The organism is uncultured Pseudophaeobacter sp., from assembly GCA_905479575.1.
Classification (GTDB): domain Bacteria; phylum Pseudomonadota; class Alphaproteobacteria; order Rhodobacterales; family Rhodobacteraceae; genus Pseudophaeobacter.
Window position 1 is genome coordinate 1 of the sequence record CAJQNB010000006.1, and the last position, 19,315, is coordinate 19,315.

Sequence of the window (19,315 nt, forward strand, 5' to 3'; positions counted from 1 at the left end):
AACGTCAGCCGTCTTCTCGCCAGCTTCCTGCTCCTTGATCATTTGGATGATCTGTTCGTCCGTGAATCTCGTCTTCATTTGTCCGTCCTTCGGTTGGGCGGACTCTACACAAAAATGGAGGAAATTCAGGGGCTCAGGTCAGATGCATTGGTCTCGCTGGCGAGCGGACACAACGACGAACCTCAAAAAGCCTTCGGAAAACTATACGTAGAACTGACACAATTTTACCTAGCCAAAGAGGATTTCGCTCCCTTTCGGAAAATCATGAGAGACTGCATCCTTGATTACTGGCCAATAGCGCCTGGTGAAACCGTTCTCGGATACTTCCAACCTACGAGGAAATTGCATTCTGTTGGCACATCTGCTCGAGAAGCCAAGATCGGACCTGCCCTGCTTGAACAGTTTCTAGTAGATGCCAGGGCTATTACTGCCGACGATCAACGGCCGGTCTCTCGGAAGACGTTTGACGCTGTAGCCTATGCCGATCTACTGGCAGAAGTACCGACTTTGGTTGGTCCCGCGAAAATGCAGCACGAAATGGGAGCAACCTTCATGCAATTCAAATCGCTTGCAGAGGACGGTGTGATAAAACCTCGGATCCAGGTTGCAACGATCAATTCTCCTTGGCGCATATCTGATGGTATTGCATTGGTGGAAGAACTCTTGGAAATTGCGCAGCCTGTAGCGCCTACCAACACTAAATGGGAAGGTATTCAGCAGGCTAAAAAGCGCACAGGTTTGTGGGTTGGGAAGATCATCGAAGCCCTGCGAAATGGTGAACTTCAGCTCGGGCACTACACTAACGTTGAAGGCTATGCTGGGTTCTGTGTTTTGAAAACAGAAATCAATGGCATGCGGCCACCAAAACAAAAGGTCACGGACCAAGAGTTTCTAACGGCTTATGCATTTGGCCGGTCAGTTGGCATTCGAATATCTGGCTGGTTTAAAAAACTTGCGGCAGAGGGCCATACTCCTGAAACCCTTACGCCACACCCGAAGGGCGATCCTGACCAATCATACCTCTCTCCCGACGACATCACCCAGTTCCACAAGCGCTTTATGACCCCGGCGACGATGGAGCAAAAATTTGGCCAACATCGGAAGATATTGCTGGGGAAGCTGAGATCAGCTGGAGTGGAAACCTTTGCACCAAATGGAGAAGATTATGGGCCGGTCTATCTCCGCAATGAGGTCGAAGAGATCTTGGAATGACACCTCCCAGTCCATGTTGCAGACAAGAAACAGCGAAGTCGTGGGAAAAGCATGCGTGGGGCTGCTATGCTGGGGCCAACTTCTTATCAGCAAAAACGCACAGATCGTGAAGGTTGAAGGGTTAGAAGTGCGATGACAAACTTCTTGACAGGAATTCGCATGAAACACGCTGAATTCGCACACTTATGCCCCATTGGCAGCACAATGGGAGGAAATGGCGAGCCGTGGAGGACTCGAACCCCCGACCTGAGAATTAGAAGTTCCCTGCTCTAATCCAGCTGAGCTAACGGCCCGCACTTGTCTCGGCTGTATCAGTCAAATCCTCTGCCTTGTCAACTTGCTAGAGAAATGGAACGGCGGCCCGAAAAAAGAATTTACGTCCCGCAACTTTACCCGCGGGCAACAGACTGTCGGCGGCAATTAGGGCTGTCGTTTCAATTGGGGCTGTCGTTTCAGAGGTGCCTTCAAAATCCTGCATAGCCCTCAAACTGGGGCTATGCCTTGGGTGGCTTTTAGTTTGGTCTCATTGTCGCGACCAGTTCCGCGACCTTCAGGCCAAATTTTCGCATCTCTGACTTGTTCATGATCGCGCCATCGGCGGTAAGGTACATCCAGTCTGTGGCCTGCAAGGTGTGTCCCCCGGAATCTTCGGGAAGAATGATCTCATAGCGCAAGCGGACGGTTGACCCGGAAACCACCCCCTGTGCCTCTCCCACCAGGTCATCAGCTGTGGCAGTAAAGGTATTGTTTGGGCCGAGGGTCAGATACCATTTCCGGCTTTGGGTTTTCCCATTGGAATAGGTGAATTCTTCGCTCAGGGTGCCCGTGTCCCCGTCCCAGGTGCCGACCATTTTTGCTACAAAGCTGTTGGTCATCTTGCCATTTGGGCCAAAGATCAACCCTTCGGACAGGATCTCGCCAGATAGATGGGTCTTGAGATCAAACTGCGGGCCGGTTCCAGCGTAATCCTGTGGTGATTGGAACCGGAAACTAAAGAGGTAGGTCTTGGCAACTATGGCCACAAGAAAGATCACGAGGCAGGCGACAAGCAATTTCATCAGGAGGAGCTTTCACTGGGCAGCCGTAGAGCATAGCAAAAGGCTGCGGATTTCAGGACACAAGGAAGGATCGCATAGGCCGCGACAAGCGCCGACAGCGCCTCTGGCGTGTTGTGTGTGCCAGGGGTAAAGCCAAATGCCTGTAGCAGTGGCAAAGTGACTGCGGCTGCAAGGGCCAGGGCAAGTTTTCCGGCAAAGGACCAAATACCGAAGGCTGTTCCCGCGCTTAGGCCTGCTTTGGTCAGGGCAATGCTGAACAGGGCAGGCAACAGCAGCATGTCCGCCCCCAGCGCCGCCCCTGACGCCAGACAGATCAGAGCAAAGCCATAGGCGTTTCCCGGATTTAGAAACCCGGCTCCGACAAAGCTGGCAATGGCCAAAGGCATGGCGATCAACAGCGTGGCTTTGGCCCCGATCCTGTGGCTGACCAGGGTCCACAAGGGCACGCTGAGACCGGCAGACAGGAAGAACAGTACCAGCAGTGGCCCTGCCAGTTTTGGTAAGTTCAGGTAGTCTTGTACAAAAAACAGAAACAAGGTGGAGGTCAGGGCCACCGGCAGACTGTTCAGGATCGCCAGGATCAGCAGGCTGGTCGCCCCGGACTGGGACAGGGAGGCATAGCTCAGGGGGCGACCGGCCACCGCAGGCTGTGACCAGACCGGTCTGGTCAGCAGGGCGGTGACGATTGCCACTGCACCCAGCAGCAGGCCAAATGCTCCATAGCCCTGTCCCGCAGCCCCCATGCCAACCAGGAGAGCCGGAGCAATCGCTGCCAAAATCACACCGATCAGCATGCCGCTTTCGCGGAATGCGGCCAGCGTCATTACAGCACGCGGTTCAGCAGATTTGGCAAGGGTAGTGCTGCGCCCATAGAGCAAGATCATACCCAGGCTGTAGGCGGAGAACAGCAGCAACAGGATGGGGATCATCTTGGCCAACACATAGGGGCTGGCTTGTAGTCCAAACAAAAGCGGAAACCCCACGGCCAGCCCACCGGCGGCGAGCCAAGCAAAGCTGGACTGCTTTTGCGGCCATCGATCCACGGCCCAGCCGATCAGCGGGTCCTGCACCAGATCAAACAGGCGGATGGCCAGCAAAACACCCCCCAAGGCCCCAAGCCCGATGCCAAGATCGGTGGCGGCATACTGTGGCAAGTGAATGTACAAAGGGATCCCGGCACTGGCCAGCATCAGGGCATAAAGGCTAATCCTTGGATACAGCATCACTGCCCCAGCAGCGCCTGTGTAAAACGCTCCGAGCGGCTGTTTTCACCCAGAAAGATCTCCATGAATCGGGTTTTGATACCCGCATGAGACAGCGTGCAAACCGCCACATCATTGCGCCAGAAGGTGAGCTGGTCCGGGCCGTTGCTGACGGCCAGATATGTGTCCCCTGAGCGGACAGCCTGATAACAGTTTTCCAGCTGCCCGCGAATGGGCAGGGCATTGCCCATGCGGTCCATTTCGCGCAGGGTGGCCTCCACCAGATCAGACTGGCTGAGATTGCGCTTATAGGTCAGCTCCAGACCAAAATCCTGCGACCAGTCCAGGGGCAGGCCGCCTTTGGTGAACAATCGCGCAGTGTAGATCTGAAACCCCAGAAACCTAAAGGCTGCCTCGCCGCGTTGCTCGGCGCCGTTTGGCAGGTTGCTGGCCTGGCTGGTCGAGGCAACAATTGGCGCCAGCCAGATGCAGAGGCCAAGTAGCAAGCTACGCATGGGCCAACTCGATCTGGACGACATTCGTGTGCCCAATCGCAAAGGAGGCAGCGCAGATTTCAAGGTAGTACTGCCAGTTGCGGAAAAACCCTTCGTCATAGCCCTGTTCTTTGATCTTGCGTTGCTGCGCGACCAGACGTTCAGCCCAAATCCGGCAGGTTTTGCCGTAGTCCTGGCCAAAGGCAAAACTGTTTTTCACCTGCAGGCCCGCCGCAGTGGCCTGGCTTTCAATCACCCGATCCGACAACAGCATGCCGCCGGGGAAAACATATTGCCGGATGTAATCGGAGGAGGTGCGGTAGGTTTCAAAAAACGAATCCGGTACCGTGATGGCCTGCAGCATGACGCGGCCACCTGCCGACAGGTTCTGTTTCAGGGCCGAAAAGTAGCTGGGCCAGTATTTTTCGCCCACCGCTTCGATCATCTCGATAGAGACGATATTGTCGAATGTTCCCTGCACATCGCGGTAGTCCCGCAGCTGAATGTCGGCGCGGCCATCAAGACGGCAATCGGCATAGCTGTGCTGGTTGCGTGAAATGGTGACGCCTGTCACATCGCGGCCCTCGGCGCTGGCCTGTTCTGCAAAGCCACCCCACCCACAGCCGATTTCCAGCACACGTTCGCCGGTGGTGAGACGGGACAAGACCCGTTCGTTTTTGCGTGACTGTGCCTGGGCCAGATCATCGCCGGTTTCACCAAAAATACCTGAGGAATAGGTCATGCCTTCGTCGAGCCAGAGCTGGTAAAACTCGTTTCCAACATCATAATGCGCGCGGATATTTTTACGGGAGCCGCGTTTGGAATTGGCCCGCAGCACCCTGTCCACAAGGCGAAACTTGGCGCGGTTGAACGGGCTGGCCTGGTCATAACTGCCAAGATGTTCGCGGTTGATCATGGCAAGCGACATCAACCCCTCAATCGAGGGGGTATCCCATAGTCCCTGAACATAGGCCTCACCCAATCCCACCTGACCATGCGCCGCCATCGCAGAAACCGCTGCCCAATCGCGGATCTGCATTTCGGCCTCTGGTCCGTGATCCCCAAACTGATAGCGCTCCCCGTCGGGGGTCCGCAGGGTCAGTCGGCCCTCACGCAGTCGCGCGCAGGTTTCCAGGAATTGCGATTTCATCGCCTTGTGCGTCAATGTCATGCTGGGATCCTTTGTGAAGCAGTGGTGAGGGCGCATTAATCATGCGAACAATACGCATAGCGCTGGCGATGCCATCTTCGTGAAAGCCGTGACGGTTGTAGGCGCCCGCGAACCAGCTGTTGTTCTGGCCCTGCAGGCCACGCAGATCGCGCTGCGCCCCGAGCGCCGCCTGGTCAAAGACCGGGTGCGCGAACTCAACCCGGTCATAGACCTTGTCGGCGGCAATGGGCCGCGTTGGATTCAAGGTCACAAACAGCGGGTCGCTTTCGGGAATATTCTGCAGGCGGTTCATCCAATAGGTCACGCCAACACCCCCATCCTGGCTGCGATACGCCCAGCTGGACCAGCAGCTGCGACGTTTGGGCATCTGCCCTGGGTCACAATGTAGAACGGCCGTATTGGATTGGTAGCGGATCGCGCCCAGGGCGGCTTTTTCAGCAGCTGTGGCCTGCTGGCCCAGAATGCGTAGTGCCTGATCCGAATGGCAGGCAAAGACGACCTCATCAAAGCGCTGGCTGTATTGCTCCTGCGGCGTCAGGCTTACACCGCGCGCATCTCTGGTTACCTTTTGGATTGGTGAACCTGTATGAATTTTGCAGCCGCGTGCCAGCAGGGCCGCCTCCAGTCGGCGCACATATTCGATGCTGCCGCCTTTGACCGTCCACCACTGGTGCTGTCCGGTCCCGGCCAGCAGGGCGTGGTTGCGGAAAAAATTGACCAGGGACTTTGCTGGAAAGGCATCCACATCGGTCACCGGCGTAGACCAGATCGCGCCGCACATGGGCATGAGGTAATGATCGCGGAACCAGGTCCCAAGCCCCAGCTCATCCACCAGTTCACCAATGGTTTTGCTGTCATCCGTCGCCGCCGCTTCGGCTTCTTTGCCAAACCGCAAGATATCCAGCACCATCTTGTAAAATTGCGGCCGGACCAGGTTTTGTTTTTGTGCGGAGATCGCTGCAAGGCTGTTGAGCCCATATTCGATCCTGCCATCGTCGATACTGGCGCAAAAGCTCATTTCGCTTTTGATCACCGGCACGTCGAGGTCGCGAAACAGGCGGGTGAGATAGGGATAGGTGGCGTAGTTGAAAACGATAAAACCTGTATCGACTGGCTGATCGCCATTCTGCCCTGCCAAAACCGTGCGCGCATGGCCTCCCAAACGTGGTGCCGCCTCATATAGGGTCACGTCATGGGTGGCGGACAGATAGTAGGCTGCTGACAGTCCAGAAATGCCACCTCCGATGATCGCTATTTTGCGGCGCGGGCCTTGGGTTTGGTCCAACATGCGGTCCTCATGTGTGATTATGTTTCAAGGAATACGGGGGGGATCGGCAAGCGGATCACTTTTGATAAAGGAAATTCGCAGCGCGGTGATCCAGAGGCCGATGTTTTCCGTAATGGTCACATGATTGAACTTGTATCAGCCCAAACCTATCACAGCCGCCGCGGCAGCCTGGCCAACGCCTTTCGCTATGGGGTCGACTATGTGTTGACGGATTTGACCCAAGCGGCGCAACCGCTTTTGTCGCGCAACCGCTTTAATCTGTTCTCGCTGCACGACCATCACCATGGTGGGCCGCGTGGGCAAGGGCAGGGGGTAGATTGGTTTCGCAATGAACTGCACCAGCGCGGCTTTCCTGTAGAGCAGGCGCAGCTGTTGCTTCTCACCCAGCCGAGCTTTTTGTGGTTCAACTTCAATCCTGTAAGCTTTTGGATCGCCGTGGTTGATGGGGAGCCGCGGGCGTTTATTGCAGAAGTGAACAACACCTTTGGCCACCGCCACTGCTATTTTTGCGCCCATTCCGATTTCCGCCCCATCAAGCGATCTGACCGGATCGAGGCAGAGAAACTGATGCATGTGTCGCCGTTTCAGCAGGTCGCCGGGCGATATCTCTTCAACTTTGGTATGACCGAACGCGCCTTCAATATCCGCATCTCATATGAAAATGGAGACGAGGGGGTTCTGGCCACTTTGAATGGATTGAGAACCCCAGCAACAACGGCGGGCCTGGCCAGGGTGGCAATTCGCCGTCCTTTGGGCGCGGTGCGGGTTGTGGCATTGATTTATTGGCAGGCCCTGAAGCTAAAGCTCAAGGGTGCGCCGTTCCTGCGCAAGCCAGAACCCCCGAAACCGCTGATTTCTGACAGCAAGACGTCGAGTATTGGATCATGAGCACGCTGGAGGGAAAGACCTATTGGGTGATCGGTGCAAGCGAAGGCCTGGGGCGGGAGGTTGCCAAGGGGCTGGTTGATGCGGGGGCGCATGTGGTTCTGTCCGCCAGATCTGGCAAGCGGTTACAACAGCTTGCTTGGGCTCTTGGATCAGCAACACCGCTGGCGATGGACGTGACCGATGCGACCTCGGTGCAGGACGCGGTAAAAAACCTGGGGCCGATTGATGGCGTGGTTTACAACGCGGGCACCTATGCCCCGATGCGCAGCCAGGAATGGGACAGCCAGACAGCCCTGGGCATGCTGGAGGTGAATTTTTCCGGCGCTGTGCGGGTGTTGGGCCATATCCTACCTGAATTTGTCGCAAAGGAGAGCGGTGATATCACGTTGATTGGATCATTGGCGGGGTATCAGGGGTTGCCTGCAGCGGTTGGCTACGGGGCAAGCAAGTCAGCGCTGATCAGCCTGGCAGAAACGATGCGCCACGATCTGCGCGGCAGCGGTGTCACCATTCGCATTGTTAATCCCGGCTTTATAAAAACGCGCCTGACTGACATGAACGATTTTTCAATGCCGCAGCTGATGTCCGCAGAGACAGCAGCGGAGCATGTGCTCTGTGCCATGCAGACGCGGCGGTTTCGCACCGATTTCCCACGACCGTTTTCATGGGCCATCAAGGCGCTTGCCTTGCTGCCCGACTGGCTGGTCTATCGCGGCAAATAGACGGGTCGCGCCATTTCGCCCGGTCCTTGTTTGACCCAGTCCCTAGTTCGCCCAGTCCCTAATGCGCTCAGTAGATGCAGTGCATCGAGCGCTACCACCTGTCAGGTGCGCAGCTGTGCACAAACGGTTTCCTGGGCAGCCTATATTCGGAAAAAGGGTTGCAACAAGCGCGGCATGAAGGCGTTGAACCGCAGTGGCGCATCGGTTGCCGCCAAGCAAATACAGGCATCCCCTGCATCGGCTATGGGCGTGTGTTCCAGCTCTTCATCCGCGATTTCAACATCGCCCACACCAAAGCTCCCGGTTTCATCACTAAAGCTGCCCTGCAGAACCAGGGTCAGTTCCAGGCCATTATGGCTATGGTCGGGAACAGCTTGCCCAGCCGGAATATACAACAGCCGCACGGATCCTGTATCTGTTGCAGACAGAATGCTTTGTCTGACCCCCATGCCCAGTGTCTTCCAGCGCGGCGAACGGCCTTTCAGGGCTTCCATGACTGGGCCTGGATAGATGTCGCGGGCGTCATATATTGGTTCAGGTCGCACCGGTTCATCAAGCAGCGCCATCACGTTGGACTTTAAGCTGCTAGAGAGCGCAACATTTTCAGTGCGCTGCAGCACCGCGCCCCCCAGCGTCTGGTGTGCGCCATAGTCCGCCCGGCAGTCCGGGCAGAGCGAAATATGTGTTGCAACAACCATTGCAAACGGGTGAGGCAGCGTGCCAGCGACATAGGCTGCCATCATATCATCTGGAATATGGTGTGTGATTGCATGCATCTAGCGCAACCCCTTTAGTTCTTTACGCAAACGGTCAAGGCCAAGGCGAATACGTGATTTCACAGTGCCCAATGGCAGTCCGGTTTGAAGGCTTATTTCCTGATGCGTGAGATCTCCCATATAGGCTTTCTCGATCATCTCTTTTTGGTCGGGCCGCAGCAGGTCCAAGGCGGTTTTGAGCTGCTCTGCCTCCTGGTCAAAGGCCAGGATCTGGCTGGCATCCGGTTCCGATCCGGGGTCCTGCGCCAACTCGTCTGGCACTGGCCGGTTTTCCTTACGGATTATATCAATCTGACGGTTTCGGGCGATTTGATAAATCCAGGCCGAGGCCTGCGCACGGTGGGGATCGAACATCGCCGCCTTACGCCAGACTGTCAGCATCACATCCTGAACAATTTCTTCCGCCTGGGCTGCGCTGGTGCCACTGCGCATGATGAACCCCTTGAGCCGAGGCGCAAAATAGTCGAACAGCCCGGAAAACGCGTCTCGGTCCCGGTGATCCCGCACCGCGATAAGCCAGACCGTCAGTTGAGACATTGGCTGCTCTGGTCGCGGCACGGCTCTTCCTGTTCTGAGACGGCCCGTTTTTACAGGGCCAGCAGAGTGATGTTCTAATACGAGCTCGATCATAACAACACTACGGATGGGTGCAAATTTTGGATCACCTAAAGAGGAAGAAAATCTGCCGTGGTGACGTGCTCAGGCCACTGTGATCTCCAAAAGAGACGTCAGAAGCGCTCAACCAGCGGCGCCCAGCGGTATTTGAAAAGATTTTGCGGCCCAATGCTTGCTGACCTGTGTTTGCTGGCCTGTGTTTACTTGCCAGTGGCTGTTAGCCTTTGACAGGGAGGGGCAGCCGCATAAAGGCGCTCATCGGGTCTTCGCCGTAGCCTTCAATCGGTGGGCAATAGGCGTAGCCCAGGCGTTCATATAGGGCTCGGGCTGCGTCATACTCCGGGCACAGCGACGATCCTGTCTCCAGTACCAGCGCCGAAAAACCTGCCTTTGTGGCTTGGCTTGCCAGATGATCCATCAGCCGTTTCGCCACCCCACGACCCCGTGCGGATTTACAGACAAACACGGATTTCACCTCTGCGGTACCATCACGCAGCGCTTTGAAGGCGCCACAGCCCAGGGCTGTTTCTCCCTCAAAGGCTGCAAAGAACCGTACGGCCGGGTGGCTCAGGTCTTCGACACCAAAGGTATGGTCGCTGTCCGCAGCGGTTGCAGCAGCGCCATGGCTTTGATTGCCCTCAATAAGAGGACGCAGCGCTGGAAGCGTTGGATCTGAGTTTCGGATTTCCATCCGATTGGGGGCCGGTCAGTGGGTCCAGGGAACGCGCCGGTCGGTGGCGAAGTTTTCACCATAGCCACCGTCACGGATATTGGCCTTGCGCGCCTTTGGCTCGATCACTTCGGCATCAATTCCGTGGTCCTGCGCATATTCCAGCGCGGCCTCTTTGCTGTCAAAGCGCAGGCGGACCTGGCTTTGTGTATCAGAGGAAGAGGTCCAGCCCATCAAAGGATCAACTTCGCGTGCACTTGCCTGGGCGTAGTCCAATACCCATTTGCGGGTCTTGGCCATTCCGGATGTCATGGCGTTTCGGGCTGGCCGGTAAATCCGCGCTCGCATATGGGCTCTCCTCGTGACTCGTCTTGGCGCATTTATGCGCCCAATCGGCCTTTGCTACAAGGTGACAAATCCGGCGTATTCAACAGGTTTTGCACTGCGGCAACAGGGCTGCGCCCGAAATTACAACAAATGCCCCTTGAACAAGAACAAAAACAGACCAAAATCAGCGCGACTCACAGGAGAGCCGGATGCCCTACGCCCATTCAGACAAATCCGCAGCCAAGACGCCAGAACAGCAGTCTGTGCATATGGTTGAACGGGATGCCGTGCAGCGCCCCAAGCTGGAAGGCGGTAAGGCCTTTGTCATGCATACCGAGTTTTCGCCGGCTGGCGATCAGCCAACCGCAATTGCGGAACTCAGCGCCGGGGTAAAGGAGGGCGAGCGCAATCAGGTGCTGTTGGGCGCCACCGGCACCGGCAAGACATTCACCATGGCCAAGATTATCGAAGAGACCCAGCGTCCGGCGATTATTTTGGCGCCAAACAAGACCTTGGCGGCGCAGCTCTATGGCGAATTCAAAGGCTTCTTTCCCGACAATGCGGTGGAATACTTTGTCTCCTTTTATGACTATTACCAGCCCGAGGCCTATGTGGCGCGCTCGGATACCTTCATCGAGAAAGAAAGTCAGATCAACGAACAGATCGACCGGATGCGCCACTCGGCGACGCGGGCCTTGCTGGAACGCGACGATGTGATCATCATCGCCTCGGTCAGCTGTATCTACGGTATCGGCTCGGTTGAAACCTATTCGGCGATGACCCAGGATCTGAAGGTCGGCGCGGAATACGACCAGCGTCAGGTGATGGCTGACCTGGTGGCGCAGCAGTACAAACGCAACGATCAGGCCTTTCAGCGCGGCTCTTTCCGGGTGCGTGGCGACACGCTGGAAATCTTCCCTGCTCACCTGGAAGATCGCGCCTGGAAGCTGTCCTTCTTTGGCGAGGAGCTGGAGGCAATCACCGAGTTTGACCCGCTGACGGGTGAGCGGACCGGGTCATTTGAACAGATCCGCGTCTATGCGAACTCTCACTATGTGACGCCAAAACCAACGCTAAATCAGGCGGTTATTTCCATCAAGAAAGAGCTGAAGCAGCGGCTGGACCAATTCAACGGTGAGGGTAAACTGCTGGAGGCGCAGCGGTTGGAACAGCGCTGCAACTTTGATATCGAGATGCTGGAGGCCGCTGGCCATTGCAATGGTATCGAGAACTACTCGCGCTATCTGACCGGTCGTGGCCCTGGTGAGCCGCCGCCAACCCTGTTTGAATTCATCCCTGACAATGCCATTGTCTTTGCCGATGAAAGCCATGTCTCGGTGCCGCAGATCGGCGGCATGTACAAAGGCGACTTCAGGCGCAAATCCACCCTGGCAGAGCATGGCTTCCGGCTGCCCTCCTGCATGGACAACCGGCCGCTCAAGTTCGAGGAATGGGACGCGATGCGGCCGCAATCGGTGTTTGTTTCCGCAACCCCTGCGGCCTGGGAGATGGATCAGGCAGGCGGGGTTTTCACCGAACAGGTGATCCGTCCAACGGGGCTGCTGGAGCCAGAGATCGAGATCCGTCCGGTCAAGATGCAGGTGGATGATCTGCTGGATGAGGTCCGCAAGGTGACTGAAAATGGCATGCGCACGCTGGTCACCACCCTGACCAAACGCATGGCCGAAGATCTGACCGAATACCTGCATGAACAGGGCATCAAGGTGCGCTACATGCATTCGGATATCGACACCCTGGAGCGGATCGAAATCTTGCGCGATTTGCGCCTTGGCGCCTTTGACGTGCTGATTGGTATCAACCTTCTGCGCGAGGGGCTGGATATTCCCGAATGTGGCTTGGTTGCGATTTTGGACGCCGACAAGGAAGGCTTCCTGCGCTCCGAGACCTCCTTGGTGCAGACCATTGGCCGGGCCGCACGTAACGCGGAAGGTCGCGTTATCATGTATGCCGATAAAATCACCGGCTCGATGGAGCGCGCCCTGGGGGAGACCAACCGGCGCCGTGAAAAGCAGATTGCCTACAATCTGGAGCACGGCATCACCCCGGCCACGGTGAAAAAGAACGTCGAGGATGTTCTGGCGGGGCTGTACCAGGGCGACGTGGACATGAACCGCGTCACCGCCAATATCGACAAGCCGATGCATGGCGCCAATCTTGAGGCCCACCTGAACGGGCTGCGCGATGAGATGCGCAAGGCTGCCGAAAACCTCGAATTTGAGGAAGCCGCGCGCCTGCGCGACGAGGTCAAGCGCCTGGAAGCGGTGGATCTGGCGGTGTCGGACGATCCGATGGCGCGCCAGTATGCGGTGGAGAAGGCTTCTGAGGCGGCAGTGAAATCACGCGGTCGCTCCAGCGCCGGCAAGGCCGGAACGCGGGCCTATCGGGGCAAATCGCAAAAGAAGTATGGCGGGTGAGCGTTGCGGTTGTTCTGGGCGCAGCTGTTCAAAGCGACGGTCAGCCCTCGCCAACACTGCGGCGCCGCAGCCTGCATGCAGTGCAGCTGTTTCTCCAGGGCAGGGTCACCCATGTGATCTGCTGTGGCGGGTTGGGGCGGTTCCCGCCGCGCGAGGCAGAAGTCATACGGCAGATTTGTCGCGACGAAGGCCTGCCTGAGGCTGCCATTCTGCGGGAAGATCAGTCTCATTCCACCTTGGAAAACCTGCGCAATATCCGCCCCATACTGGCTGATTTGGGCTGGCCGGAGATCGTGATTGTGACCGATCGCTATCACAAATGGCGGGCGCTGCTGACGGCGCGCCATTTTGGCTATGCGGCGCAGGCTGATTGCCCTGCAATGACCGGCACTGCAGGGCGCAGAGTGGTGAAGTTCTGGCTGCGCGAAATTCCGGCGCTGATTTACTATCTGTGGAGCCTGCGCGGTTCAGACGGGGGGCAGCTTTCAGACAGGGGTCAACCTTCAGAAAGAGGCCAGTCTAGCGGGTCACCGTGACGCGCACGTAGTCGCGCTTGCCGCCGTCATAGACCTTGACCCGCACCATGACACCGCCCCGGACGATGTCCCGCCCGGCCGAAGCAGAGATGGACCCGTGCTGGATCATGCGTTCCATCACCGCGCGATTGGTCTTGTTCTCAAAAACCGGATCCCATTCATCGCCAGGCTGCGAAATGCCAAAGCGGTGATAATTGGCCCGGTCCTGCCGCAGGATCTGCCAGGGTTCGCTGAGCCGTGCACCTTTGGAGTTGTGCAGATCATCGCGTCCGATAAAGGCGACATAGTCGGCCAGTAGCTCATCGGCCAGTGCTAACGGGGCAGACAGGGCCAGTACCGCAACGGCGCCAAGTAGCGTTTTTGCAAAGGTCATTCCACAATCCTCCAGTAAAATATAGCGCTTATGTTTGAGCAAACCGCAGCTGAGAACAAGTGCAACTTGCCCAGCAAGGGTGCGACACGCTGGCTTTTTGGCGCAGGAGGCCGGGCTGGCAGTCAGGGAGGGGAGTTGGCGCATGCAGCCAGTTTTGTCGGGGCATGCGCCTCATCCTGATCAGACCGAGCGCGTCAATCCTCCGTCCACGCGCAGGTTCTGGGCGGTCATATAGCCGGCCTGATCCGAGGCCAGCCAGGAAATCAACGACGAGACTTCCTCTGTGCGACCGTAACGCCCCAGCGGAATGCGGGCTCTGCGCTCTTCGGTCTCGGGCAGGCTGTCGATAAAGCCTGGCAGGATATTGTTCATACGCAGGTTTTCGGGGCCGTATTTATCGGCAAACAGCTTGGTAAAGCCCGCCAGACCAGCGCGGAAGATTGCCGAAGTCGGGAACAGCGGATCGGGTTCAAAGGCGGCAAAGGTCGAGATGTTGAGGATGGTGCCACCCCCTTGGGCCTGCATGATTGGGGTGACCAGCCGGGTTGGGCGGATCACATTCATCAGATAGACCTCCATGCCCATGTGCCAGTCTTCATCCGAAATTTCCAGCACAGGCCCCTTGGGACCGTGCCCGGCAGAGTTTACCAAAACATCGACGCGGCCCCAGCGCTGCATAGCGCCCTCAACCAGGTTTTGCAGGGCCTGCGGGTCGCGGTTGGATCCGGTAACCCCAAAGCCATCCAGCTCCGCGCCCAGGGCCTGGCCTTTGCCCGAAGAGGACAGAATGGCCACCTTGAAGCCATCCGCCGCAAGCCGACGGGCCGCATCCGCGCCCATGCCGCTGCCACCAGCGGTAATCAGTGCTACTTTTTCTACAGACATTGTGATCTCCATCTTCATCTGGTCACAACATAGGTGTGAGGCACCAAGGCCACGATTCAGAATTGATCTCTTCTGCCAGTAGAAATACTATTGGCATATGGATGTACTTCCCCCTTTGAACGCGCTGCGGGCCTTTGAGGTTGCGGGGCGCTATCTGAACTTTCGTCTCGCGGCCCAGGAGATGGGGCTGACACAGGGCGCCGTGGCGCAACAGGTGCGTCTGTTGGAGGCCCATCTCGGCATGGCGCTGTTTGAGCGCCACGCCAAGGGGCTTGCCTTTTCTACGGCGGGGCGTGGCTACCACGCGGCGGTGGCCGCCAGTTTCGACGGGCTGCGGGCGGCAACGCAGGTGTTGCGGCCAGAGCCGGGAAAAGTACTGATCAGCGTTACGCCGGCCTTTGCTGCAAAATGGTTGATCCCCAACTTGCCCGCGTTTTCCGAGGTCTGCCCGGAGATCGATCTGCGGATCATGGCCACGGAAAAACTGTCCAGTTTTCATAGCGAGGGGATCAATCTGGCGATCCGACAGGGGGCGCCGCCCTTTGGGGCCGCGCTGGAGGCCATCTGTCTGTTCCGTCAGGATGTGATCGCTGTTGTCTCGCCGCATCTGGCCGGAGCGCAGGCAGCACAGCTCGCGCTGTCTGCGCTGGCGGAGCTGCCAAAACTGCATGATGGCCACGATCTTTGGCCGCAGTTTTTGGCCCAGCTGGGGGTCGAAGATCAGGCAGGGCGTGGGCTGCGGCTAAATCAGGTGGCGCTGGCCATTGACGCGGCCATTTCCGGCCAGGGCCTTGCCTTGGTGCCCCGGTTCCTGGTGGCCCGCGATCTGGCAGCAGGCACATTGGTTCAGGTCACCCCCGAAGTGCTGCAGGGTGACAAGGCGTTTTATCTGCTGGCGGAGCCGCGCAAAAAGCGCAGCAAGGCGGTGGAGCAGGTCCGGCGCTGGCTGGTCGAAATGTCCGACCAGCCTGATGAGCGCTGCGGCCCGCGATCTTGCCGGGAGACGCCGCTCGGAGCTGATACGGCGGAGCCTCAGCTCTGACGGATTTCTGCCAGTTGTCCCAGGATATTGGTAAAGTTCTCAACCCCTTGAGCGCCGCTGACCAGGTGTTTTTGATCAAAGATAACTGCGGGCACGCCTTGGATACCCTGGCTGCGCCAGAAATTCTGCACCTCCCGCACGGCGCCTGCAAAACGCTGATCCTGCAGCACCTCCAGGGCCGTGTCCCGGTCCAGCCCGATCTCTGTCGCGATATCAGCAAGAACAGAGGTATCCGACAGATCCCGGTGATGGGTGAAATGGGCCGAGAACAGCGCCTGTTTCAACGCGTGTTTGCGGTTTTGCGTTTCTGCCCAGTGCAGCAACTGATGGGCGTCAAAGGTGTTGTGCATCCGCATCTCGGGCTCGAACTGAAAGTCAAAGCCCAGATCTTCGCCCAGTTTGGTCATCTGGGCGCGGTTCTTCTCGGATTGCTCGGGGGTGGCGCCATATTTTTCGACGATATGCTCCCGTAGGTTCTGACCTTCGGCGGGCATCTCCGGGTTCAGCTCAAAGGGATGCCAGTGCAGCTCGTAGTCTGTGTCGGTGGCCTCTAGTGCCGTGGCAAGCTGGCGGTAGCCAATGATGCACCAGGGGCACATCACGTCTGACACCACGTCGATACGCAACGGGGCGGGGCTTTGGGCTGTTGAAGGTGCCGATGGCCGGTCTTGCGTGTTCATGTGGGGATCCTTTTGTGCGGCTGCCGAAGGCTCGGCTTTTGGCGCCAGTGGAGTGAGACAATACCCATGGCGGTGCGGTGGCGCGCGGGCATTGTTTGGTGCGGCCAAGATAGGTCGCGGGGGCGCGAAGTTCCATAGGAGGCGCGCGAAATCACTGGAAGTTGAAAATGGCTGCCGAGATCGTTCAATAAAAAACCGCGCGGGCCGAGGCCTGCGCGGTCTTGTAGATTTGCACTTTGGCCTGGGTCAGAAATCGTCCCAGCCGACAGCCGCTGGCAGAGCGGATGAAGAGGAGTCTTCGGCGAAGAAATCATCTTCGGATTCGTGGAACTCGCTATGTACTGCCGGAGCAGGCGCCGGAGAGGCTGACTGGACGGGTGCCATAGTCCGGTCGTTGCCGGTCTTGAAGACCGAAACCTGATTGGCCAGCTCGCTTGCATCGTTGCGCAGGATCTGGCTGGCAGCGGTGCTTTCTTCGACCATAGCAGCATTGTGCTGGGTCACGTGATCCAGTTGCGAAACGCCGGTGTTGATTTCCAGCAGTGTCGTGGACTGTTCGCTGGCGCCTTGGGCAATTTCTGCCACATGGTTGGAGATTGTCCCAACGCGGCTGATGATGCTATCCAGCTCGCTGCCGGCCTTGCCGACCAGATCCACACCTTTGGAAACATGCTGCGAGCTTTCGGAGATCAATTGTTTGATTTCCTGTGCCGCATCGGAAGACCGCTGCGCCAGGGCACGCACTTCGGAGGCAACCACGGCAAACCCACGACCGGCTTCGCCTGCACGGGCGGCCTCAACCCCGGCGTTGAGCGCCAGAAGGTTGGTCTGGAAGGAGATATCGTCAATCACCGAGATGATCTGCGAGATCTGGTTCGAAGAGGTCTCGATCTCGGACATGGCATTGACCGCATCGGTGACAACCTGGCCACTTTGCTTGGCGCCACTCTGGGCCTCCTCAACAATGACTTCCACCTGTTTTGCACCCTCTGCTGCGGATTTCACGCTCACGGTGAGCTGTTCCATCGCCGCAGCGGTTTCTTCCAGGGTGGCTGCCTGGCTTTCGGTCCGTTGCGACAGATCGGCAGAGGATTGGCTGATTTCTTCTGCATTGGCGCGGATCCGGGTAGTGCTTTCCACAACCGCATTCATGATCCCAACCAGGGTAGACCGCGTGGTGTTGTAGTTGGTGCGCAGGCTCTCATATTCGCCTTTGAACGGCGTATTGATGGCCTGTGTCAGATCACCTTCTGACATGCTTTGCAGGGCACGGTTCAACCGGTCGACGACATGTTTCTGCGCTTCCTGGGCTTGCTGGCGTTCTTCTTCAACCGCCTGGGCCGCAGTGAGCTGGGTTTTCAAATTGTCGATGGTGCGGGCAATAGCGCCCATTTCGTCGCGGCGGTCCAGCAGTGGGACGGGCTGGGTATAGTCGCCATCCGCGATCACATTGATGGTCTCGCCAACGGTTTTCAGGGGGCGTGACAGAATTCTGCGAAGGGCAAATACCGACAGCAGACACATGATGACAAAAGCAGTCCCCGCAAAGATATGCGTCATTGTCTGGCCTGGGGCGGCCTCGGCAAAGGCGCGTTCGGGCGACCAGATCATGGCCACCGATCCAACCAGTACGTCAGCATTGGCACCGGCCATCGCAGGTGCAGCGATGAAATAGCCGTCGGCGCTGGTTTCCAATGCACCGGATTCCGCAGAAGTAATGCCCAAAAGGGTCAGGGCCTCGATATCTGCTTCACTGGCGTCCCCGGCAGTGGCGACGACTTTGCCTTTGCTGTTAATCGCCGCACCAAACAGGGCGCGTCCGTCGGAGAGTTCAAGAATGTTCAGGATATCCGTCGAGAGCCGATCGGCATCACCAAAGCGGATGGAGCCACCACTGCGGGAGGCGACAGTAATAGTCACGCCATTGCCCAGGGTGTGGACACCCTTTTCAACGGCGGCCTCAAATGTGGCGTTGGTCCTGACCACAAGCGCGCCAGATACAATCATTGTGGTCGCGACGATGAGCAAGCAGCACTTCATGAAGACTGACATGCCTTTGAATAGGGTAATCGAGGGTATGCGGGCTTTCATTTTTTAACCTTTATTAGATAAATGCGCAGAGCTGCTTGCTGGATTAACGTTACATCAAGGAGTCAGCGTCGACGCCTACGGTCATGGCACCAATTGCGGCACCAGATTCCGTATCAACGATCGTCAGGGAAATTTGGGCTTGATATCGTTGGCTGGATTCATCCAGCTCAATCTCGCCAAAATGGACGGCATCCGAGCCAACGCTATAAGTCATCTGAAATTTGGCTTCGTCTCCTTGCCACATGTCTGATGTCGTGCCAGAGGCCGCGACATTCAGCCCCTGTGCATCCATGATGAAAATCTCGGTGATCCGGCCACCTGAGGATTCAATCTGAGTGCGCAGGAAGTCTGCAGCATCGTTACTCAGGACGTCGCTGATCAAAGCAGATTGGTCCTCGCCAACTTCAGCGCGCCACTGGAGATCCAGGGCGTCAACATCGGCTTGGCTCATGCCACTCGTTTCACTGTTTTGGTTGGCAATGGCTTCGACCAACACGGGAGTCTGAGCCCAGTTGCGGATATTGGTTTCAAGATAGCTCTCCATTGCCGCATTATAATCTGCAGCAAAGGCGGGCATGGCGATTAGGGAAAACAAAGATGCAATCGTTAGGGTACGCATTAGTCACTCCTTAGAGGTGTCCGTCCAATTTTGGGTGGTCCAAGAGTATGGTTTGTGACTTACCGAGGTCTTAACTGGCCAAGTCCGGGCAGATTTGGAGCCGACAAGGGGCAGGGCCATCTGTTAGAAAGGGCCTGTCTTAAAACCGGCCTGTTTTAAGTCCCAATGTGGCAGTGGCTTGATAGGTAATTGATTTTGCAACATTTAAAATCAATTTGGGGTGCGGGGAGT

At 57.3% G+C, this 19,315-nt stretch carries 20 protein-coding genes and 1 tRNA gene; 6 read left to right on the plus strand and 15 right to left on the minus strand.

The window, feature by feature from the left end; genetic code table 11:
- A partial coding sequence (locus tag QZ268_RS02090; protein WP_295447330.1) for a hypothetical protein occupies positions 1-1,212 on the plus strand: 1,212 nt, incomplete at its 5' end.
- A gap of 215 nt (positions 1,213-1,427) precedes the next feature.
- Here the strand turns inward: QZ268_RS02090 and QZ268_RS02095 are convergent.
- The 6 genes from QZ268_RS02095 to QZ268_RS02120 all read right to left on the minus strand — a co-directional run bounded on the left by QZ268_RS02095 (position 1,428) and on the right by QZ268_RS02120 (position 6,425).
- Positions 1,428-1,505: transfer RNA gene (locus QZ268_RS02095), tRNA-Arg, on the minus strand.
- 219 nt (positions 1,506-1,724) lie between these two features.
- Positions 1,725-2,270 carry a DUF3833 domain-containing protein gene (locus QZ268_RS02100; RefSeq protein WP_295447332.1) on the minus strand — a complete coding sequence of 182 codons (546 nt, stop codon included), beginning with the start codon at positions 2,268-2,270 and terminating at the stop codon, positions 1,725-1,727.
- On the minus strand, positions 2,270-3,493 hold the full coding sequence (locus QZ268_RS02105) for an MFS transporter (RefSeq protein WP_295447334.1): 1,224 nt from the start codon (positions 3,491-3,493) through the stop codon (positions 2,270-2,272). Before QZ268_RS02105 ends, QZ268_RS02100 begins: the two co-directional genes overlap by 1 nt.
- Positions 3,493-3,987, minus strand: coding sequence for a hypothetical protein (locus QZ268_RS02110; RefSeq protein WP_295447336.1), 495 nt, complete (start codon positions 3,985-3,987; stop codon positions 3,493-3,495). Before QZ268_RS02110 ends, QZ268_RS02105 begins: the two co-directional genes overlap by 1 nt.
- Complete coding sequence (locus QZ268_RS02115; RefSeq protein WP_295447338.1) at positions 3,980-5,137, minus strand: cyclopropane-fatty-acyl-phospholipid synthase family protein; 1,158 nt, start codon at positions 5,135-5,137, stop codon at positions 3,980-3,982. Before QZ268_RS02115 ends, QZ268_RS02110 begins: the two co-directional genes overlap by 8 nt.
- The gene (locus tag QZ268_RS02120) at positions 5,076-6,425 is read right to left on the minus strand and encodes an FAD-dependent oxidoreductase (RefSeq protein WP_295447340.1); all 1,350 of its coding nucleotides are present in this window, start codon (positions 6,423-6,425) and stop codon (positions 5,076-5,078) included. The genes QZ268_RS02115 and QZ268_RS02120 overlap by 62 nt, the downstream gene beginning before the upstream one ends.
- A 120-nt stretch (positions 6,426-6,545) precedes the next feature.
- Here QZ268_RS02120 and QZ268_RS02125 point away from each other — a divergent pair, with 120 nt between their 5' ends.
- Positions 6,546-7,313 (plus strand): DUF1365 domain-containing protein, encoded by a 768-nt coding sequence (locus tag QZ268_RS02125; protein ID WP_295447342.1) that lies wholly within the window; start codon positions 6,546-6,548, stop codon positions 7,311-7,313.
- A complete protein-coding gene (locus QZ268_RS02130) occupies positions 7,310-8,035 on the plus strand; it encodes an SDR family NAD(P)-dependent oxidoreductase (RefSeq protein WP_295447344.1) in 726 nt (241 codons plus the stop codon). The genes QZ268_RS02125 and QZ268_RS02130 overlap by 4 nt, the downstream gene beginning before the upstream one ends.
- Before the next feature lie 140 nt (positions 8,036-8,175).
- On the opposite strand, the gene QZ268_RS02135 is transcribed toward QZ268_RS02130, so the two are convergent.
- The 4 genes from QZ268_RS02135 to QZ268_RS02150 all read right to left on the minus strand — a co-directional run bounded on the left by QZ268_RS02135 (position 8,176) and on the right by QZ268_RS02150 (position 10,444).
- Positions 8,176-8,811 (minus strand): ChrR family anti-sigma-E factor, encoded by a 636-nt coding sequence (locus tag QZ268_RS02135; protein WP_295447345.1) that lies wholly within the window; start codon positions 8,809-8,811, stop codon positions 8,176-8,178.
- On the minus strand, positions 8,812-9,348 hold the full coding sequence (locus tag QZ268_RS02140; RefSeq protein WP_295447347.1) for a sigma-70 family RNA polymerase sigma factor: 537 nt from the start codon (positions 9,346-9,348) through the stop codon (positions 8,812-8,814).
- A 295-nt stretch (positions 9,349-9,643) separates the two neighbouring features.
- Positions 9,644-10,117 carry a GNAT family N-acetyltransferase gene (locus tag QZ268_RS02145; protein WP_295447349.1) on the minus strand — a complete coding sequence of 158 codons (474 nt, stop codon included), beginning with the start codon at positions 10,115-10,117 and terminating at the stop codon, positions 9,644-9,646.
- 15 nt (positions 10,118-10,132) lie between these two features.
- Positions 10,133-10,444 carry an ETC complex I subunit gene (locus QZ268_RS02150; protein WP_295447351.1) on the minus strand — a complete coding sequence of 104 codons (312 nt, stop codon included), beginning with the start codon at positions 10,442-10,444 and terminating at the stop codon, positions 10,133-10,135.
- Positions 10,445-10,632: 188 nt separating this feature from the next.
- Between QZ268_RS02150 and uvrB the strand changes: the two genes are divergently transcribed.
- Entirely contained in the window at positions 10,633-12,858 is a 2,226-nt protein-coding gene (gene uvrB, locus QZ268_RS02155) for an excinuclease ABC subunit UvrB (RefSeq protein WP_295447353.1), read from the plus strand.
- Complete coding sequence (locus QZ268_RS02160) at positions 12,855-13,394, plus strand: YdcF family protein (protein ID WP_295447355.1); 540 nt, start codon at positions 12,855-12,857, stop codon at positions 13,392-13,394. Before uvrB ends, QZ268_RS02160 begins: the two co-directional genes overlap by 4 nt.
- Here the strand turns inward: QZ268_RS02160 and QZ268_RS02165 are convergent.
- Together QZ268_RS02165 and QZ268_RS02170 are read right to left on the minus strand one after the other, a co-directional pair.
- Positions 13,378-13,767 (minus strand): hypothetical protein, encoded by a 390-nt coding sequence (locus tag QZ268_RS02165; protein WP_295447356.1) that lies wholly within the window; start codon positions 13,765-13,767, stop codon positions 13,378-13,380. The two genes, QZ268_RS02160 and QZ268_RS02165, sit on opposite strands and share 17 nt — an antisense overlap.
- A gap of 180 nt (positions 13,768-13,947) precedes the next feature.
- Entirely contained in the window at positions 13,948-14,652 is a 705-nt protein-coding gene (locus QZ268_RS02170) for an SDR family oxidoreductase (RefSeq protein ID WP_295447358.1), read from the minus strand.
- A gap of 97 nt (positions 14,653-14,749) precedes the next feature.
- On the opposite strand from QZ268_RS02170, the gene QZ268_RS02175 reads away from it, so the two are divergent.
- Complete coding sequence (locus QZ268_RS02175; protein WP_295447360.1) at positions 14,750-15,694, plus strand: LysR substrate-binding domain-containing protein; 945 nt, start codon at positions 14,750-14,752, stop codon at positions 15,692-15,694.
- Here the strand turns inward: QZ268_RS02175 and QZ268_RS02180 are convergent.
- From QZ268_RS02180 to QZ268_RS02190, 3 genes are all read right to left on the minus strand, one after another.
- A complete protein-coding gene (locus QZ268_RS02180; RefSeq protein WP_295447362.1) occupies positions 15,685-16,374 on the minus strand; it encodes a DsbA family oxidoreductase in 690 nt (229 codons plus the stop codon). The two genes, QZ268_RS02175 and QZ268_RS02180, sit on opposite strands and share 10 nt — an antisense overlap.
- Before the next feature lie 246 nt (positions 16,375-16,620).
- A complete protein-coding gene (locus QZ268_RS02185; RefSeq protein WP_295447364.1) occupies positions 16,621-18,465 on the minus strand; it encodes a methyl-accepting chemotaxis protein in 1,845 nt (614 codons plus the stop codon).
- A gap of 49 nt (positions 18,466-18,514) precedes the next feature.
- Positions 18,515-19,084 carry a hypothetical protein gene (locus QZ268_RS02190; RefSeq protein WP_295447366.1) on the minus strand — a complete coding sequence of 190 codons (570 nt, stop codon included), beginning with the start codon at positions 19,082-19,084 and terminating at the stop codon, positions 18,515-18,517.
- Positions 19,085-19,315: the final 231 nt, after the last annotated feature.

What these genes read in the sequence shown, in the direction of transcription:
- QZ268_RS02100 (WP_295447332.1), bottom strand. Translation starts at nt 2,270, where the DNA reads ATGAAATTGCTTGTCGCCTGCCTCGTGATCTTTCTTGTGGCCATAGTT.
- QZ268_RS02105 (WP_295447334.1), bottom strand. Translation starts at nt 3,493, where the DNA reads ATGCTGTATCCAAGGATTAGCCTTTATGCCCTGATGCTGGCCAGTGCC.
- QZ268_RS02110 (WP_295447336.1), bottom strand. Translation starts at nt 3,987, where the DNA reads ATGCGTAGCTTGCTACTTGGCCTCTGCATCTGGCTGGCGCCAATTGTT.
- QZ268_RS02115 (WP_295447338.1), bottom strand. Translation starts at nt 5,137, where the DNA reads ATGACATTGACGCACAAGGCGATGAAATCGCAATTCCTGGAAACCTGC.
- QZ268_RS02120 (WP_295447340.1), bottom strand. Translation starts at nt 6,425, where the DNA reads ATGTTGGACCAAACCCAAGGCCCGCGCCGCAAAATAGCGATCATCGGA.
- QZ268_RS02125 (WP_295447342.1), top strand. Translation starts at nt 6,546, where the DNA reads ATGATTGAACTTGTATCAGCCCAAACCTATCACAGCCGCCGCGGCAGC.
- QZ268_RS02130 (WP_295447344.1), top strand. Translation starts at nt 7,310, where the DNA reads ATGAGCACGCTGGAGGGAAAGACCTATTGGGTGATCGGTGCAAGCGAA.
- QZ268_RS02135 (WP_295447345.1), bottom strand. Translation starts at nt 8,811, where the DNA reads ATGCATGCAATCACACACCATATTCCAGATGATATGATGGCAGCCTAT.
- QZ268_RS02140 (WP_295447347.1), bottom strand. Translation starts at nt 9,348, where the DNA reads ATGTCTCAACTGACGGTCTGGCTTATCGCGGTGCGGGATCACCGGGAC.
- QZ268_RS02145 (WP_295447349.1), bottom strand. Translation starts at nt 10,117, where the DNA reads ATGGAAATCCGAAACTCAGATCCAACGCTTCCAGCGCTGCGTCCTCTT.
- QZ268_RS02150 (WP_295447351.1), bottom strand. Translation starts at nt 10,444, where the DNA reads ATGCGAGCGCGGATTTACCGGCCAGCCCGAAACGCCATGACATCCGGA.
- uvrB (WP_295447353.1), top strand. Translation starts at nt 10,633, where the DNA reads ATGCCCTACGCCCATTCAGACAAATCCGCAGCCAAGACGCCAGAACAG.
- QZ268_RS02165 (WP_295447356.1), bottom strand. Translation starts at nt 13,767, where the DNA reads ATGACCTTTGCAAAAACGCTACTTGGCGCCGTTGCGGTACTGGCCCTG.
- QZ268_RS02170 (WP_295447358.1), bottom strand. Translation starts at nt 14,652, where the DNA reads ATGTCTGTAGAAAAAGTAGCACTGATTACCGCTGGTGGCAGCGGCATG.
- QZ268_RS02175 (WP_295447360.1), top strand. Translation starts at nt 14,750, where the DNA reads ATGGATGTACTTCCCCCTTTGAACGCGCTGCGGGCCTTTGAGGTTGCG.
- QZ268_RS02180 (WP_295447362.1), bottom strand. Translation starts at nt 16,374, where the DNA reads ATGAACACGCAAGACCGGCCATCGGCACCTTCAACAGCCCAAAGCCCC.
- QZ268_RS02185 (WP_295447364.1), bottom strand. Translation starts at nt 18,465, where the DNA reads ATGAAAGCCCGCATACCCTCGATTACCCTATTCAAAGGCATGTCAGTC.
- QZ268_RS02190 (WP_295447366.1), bottom strand. Translation starts at nt 19,084, where the DNA reads ATGCGTACCCTAACGATTGCATCTTTGTTTTCCCTAATCGCCATGCCC.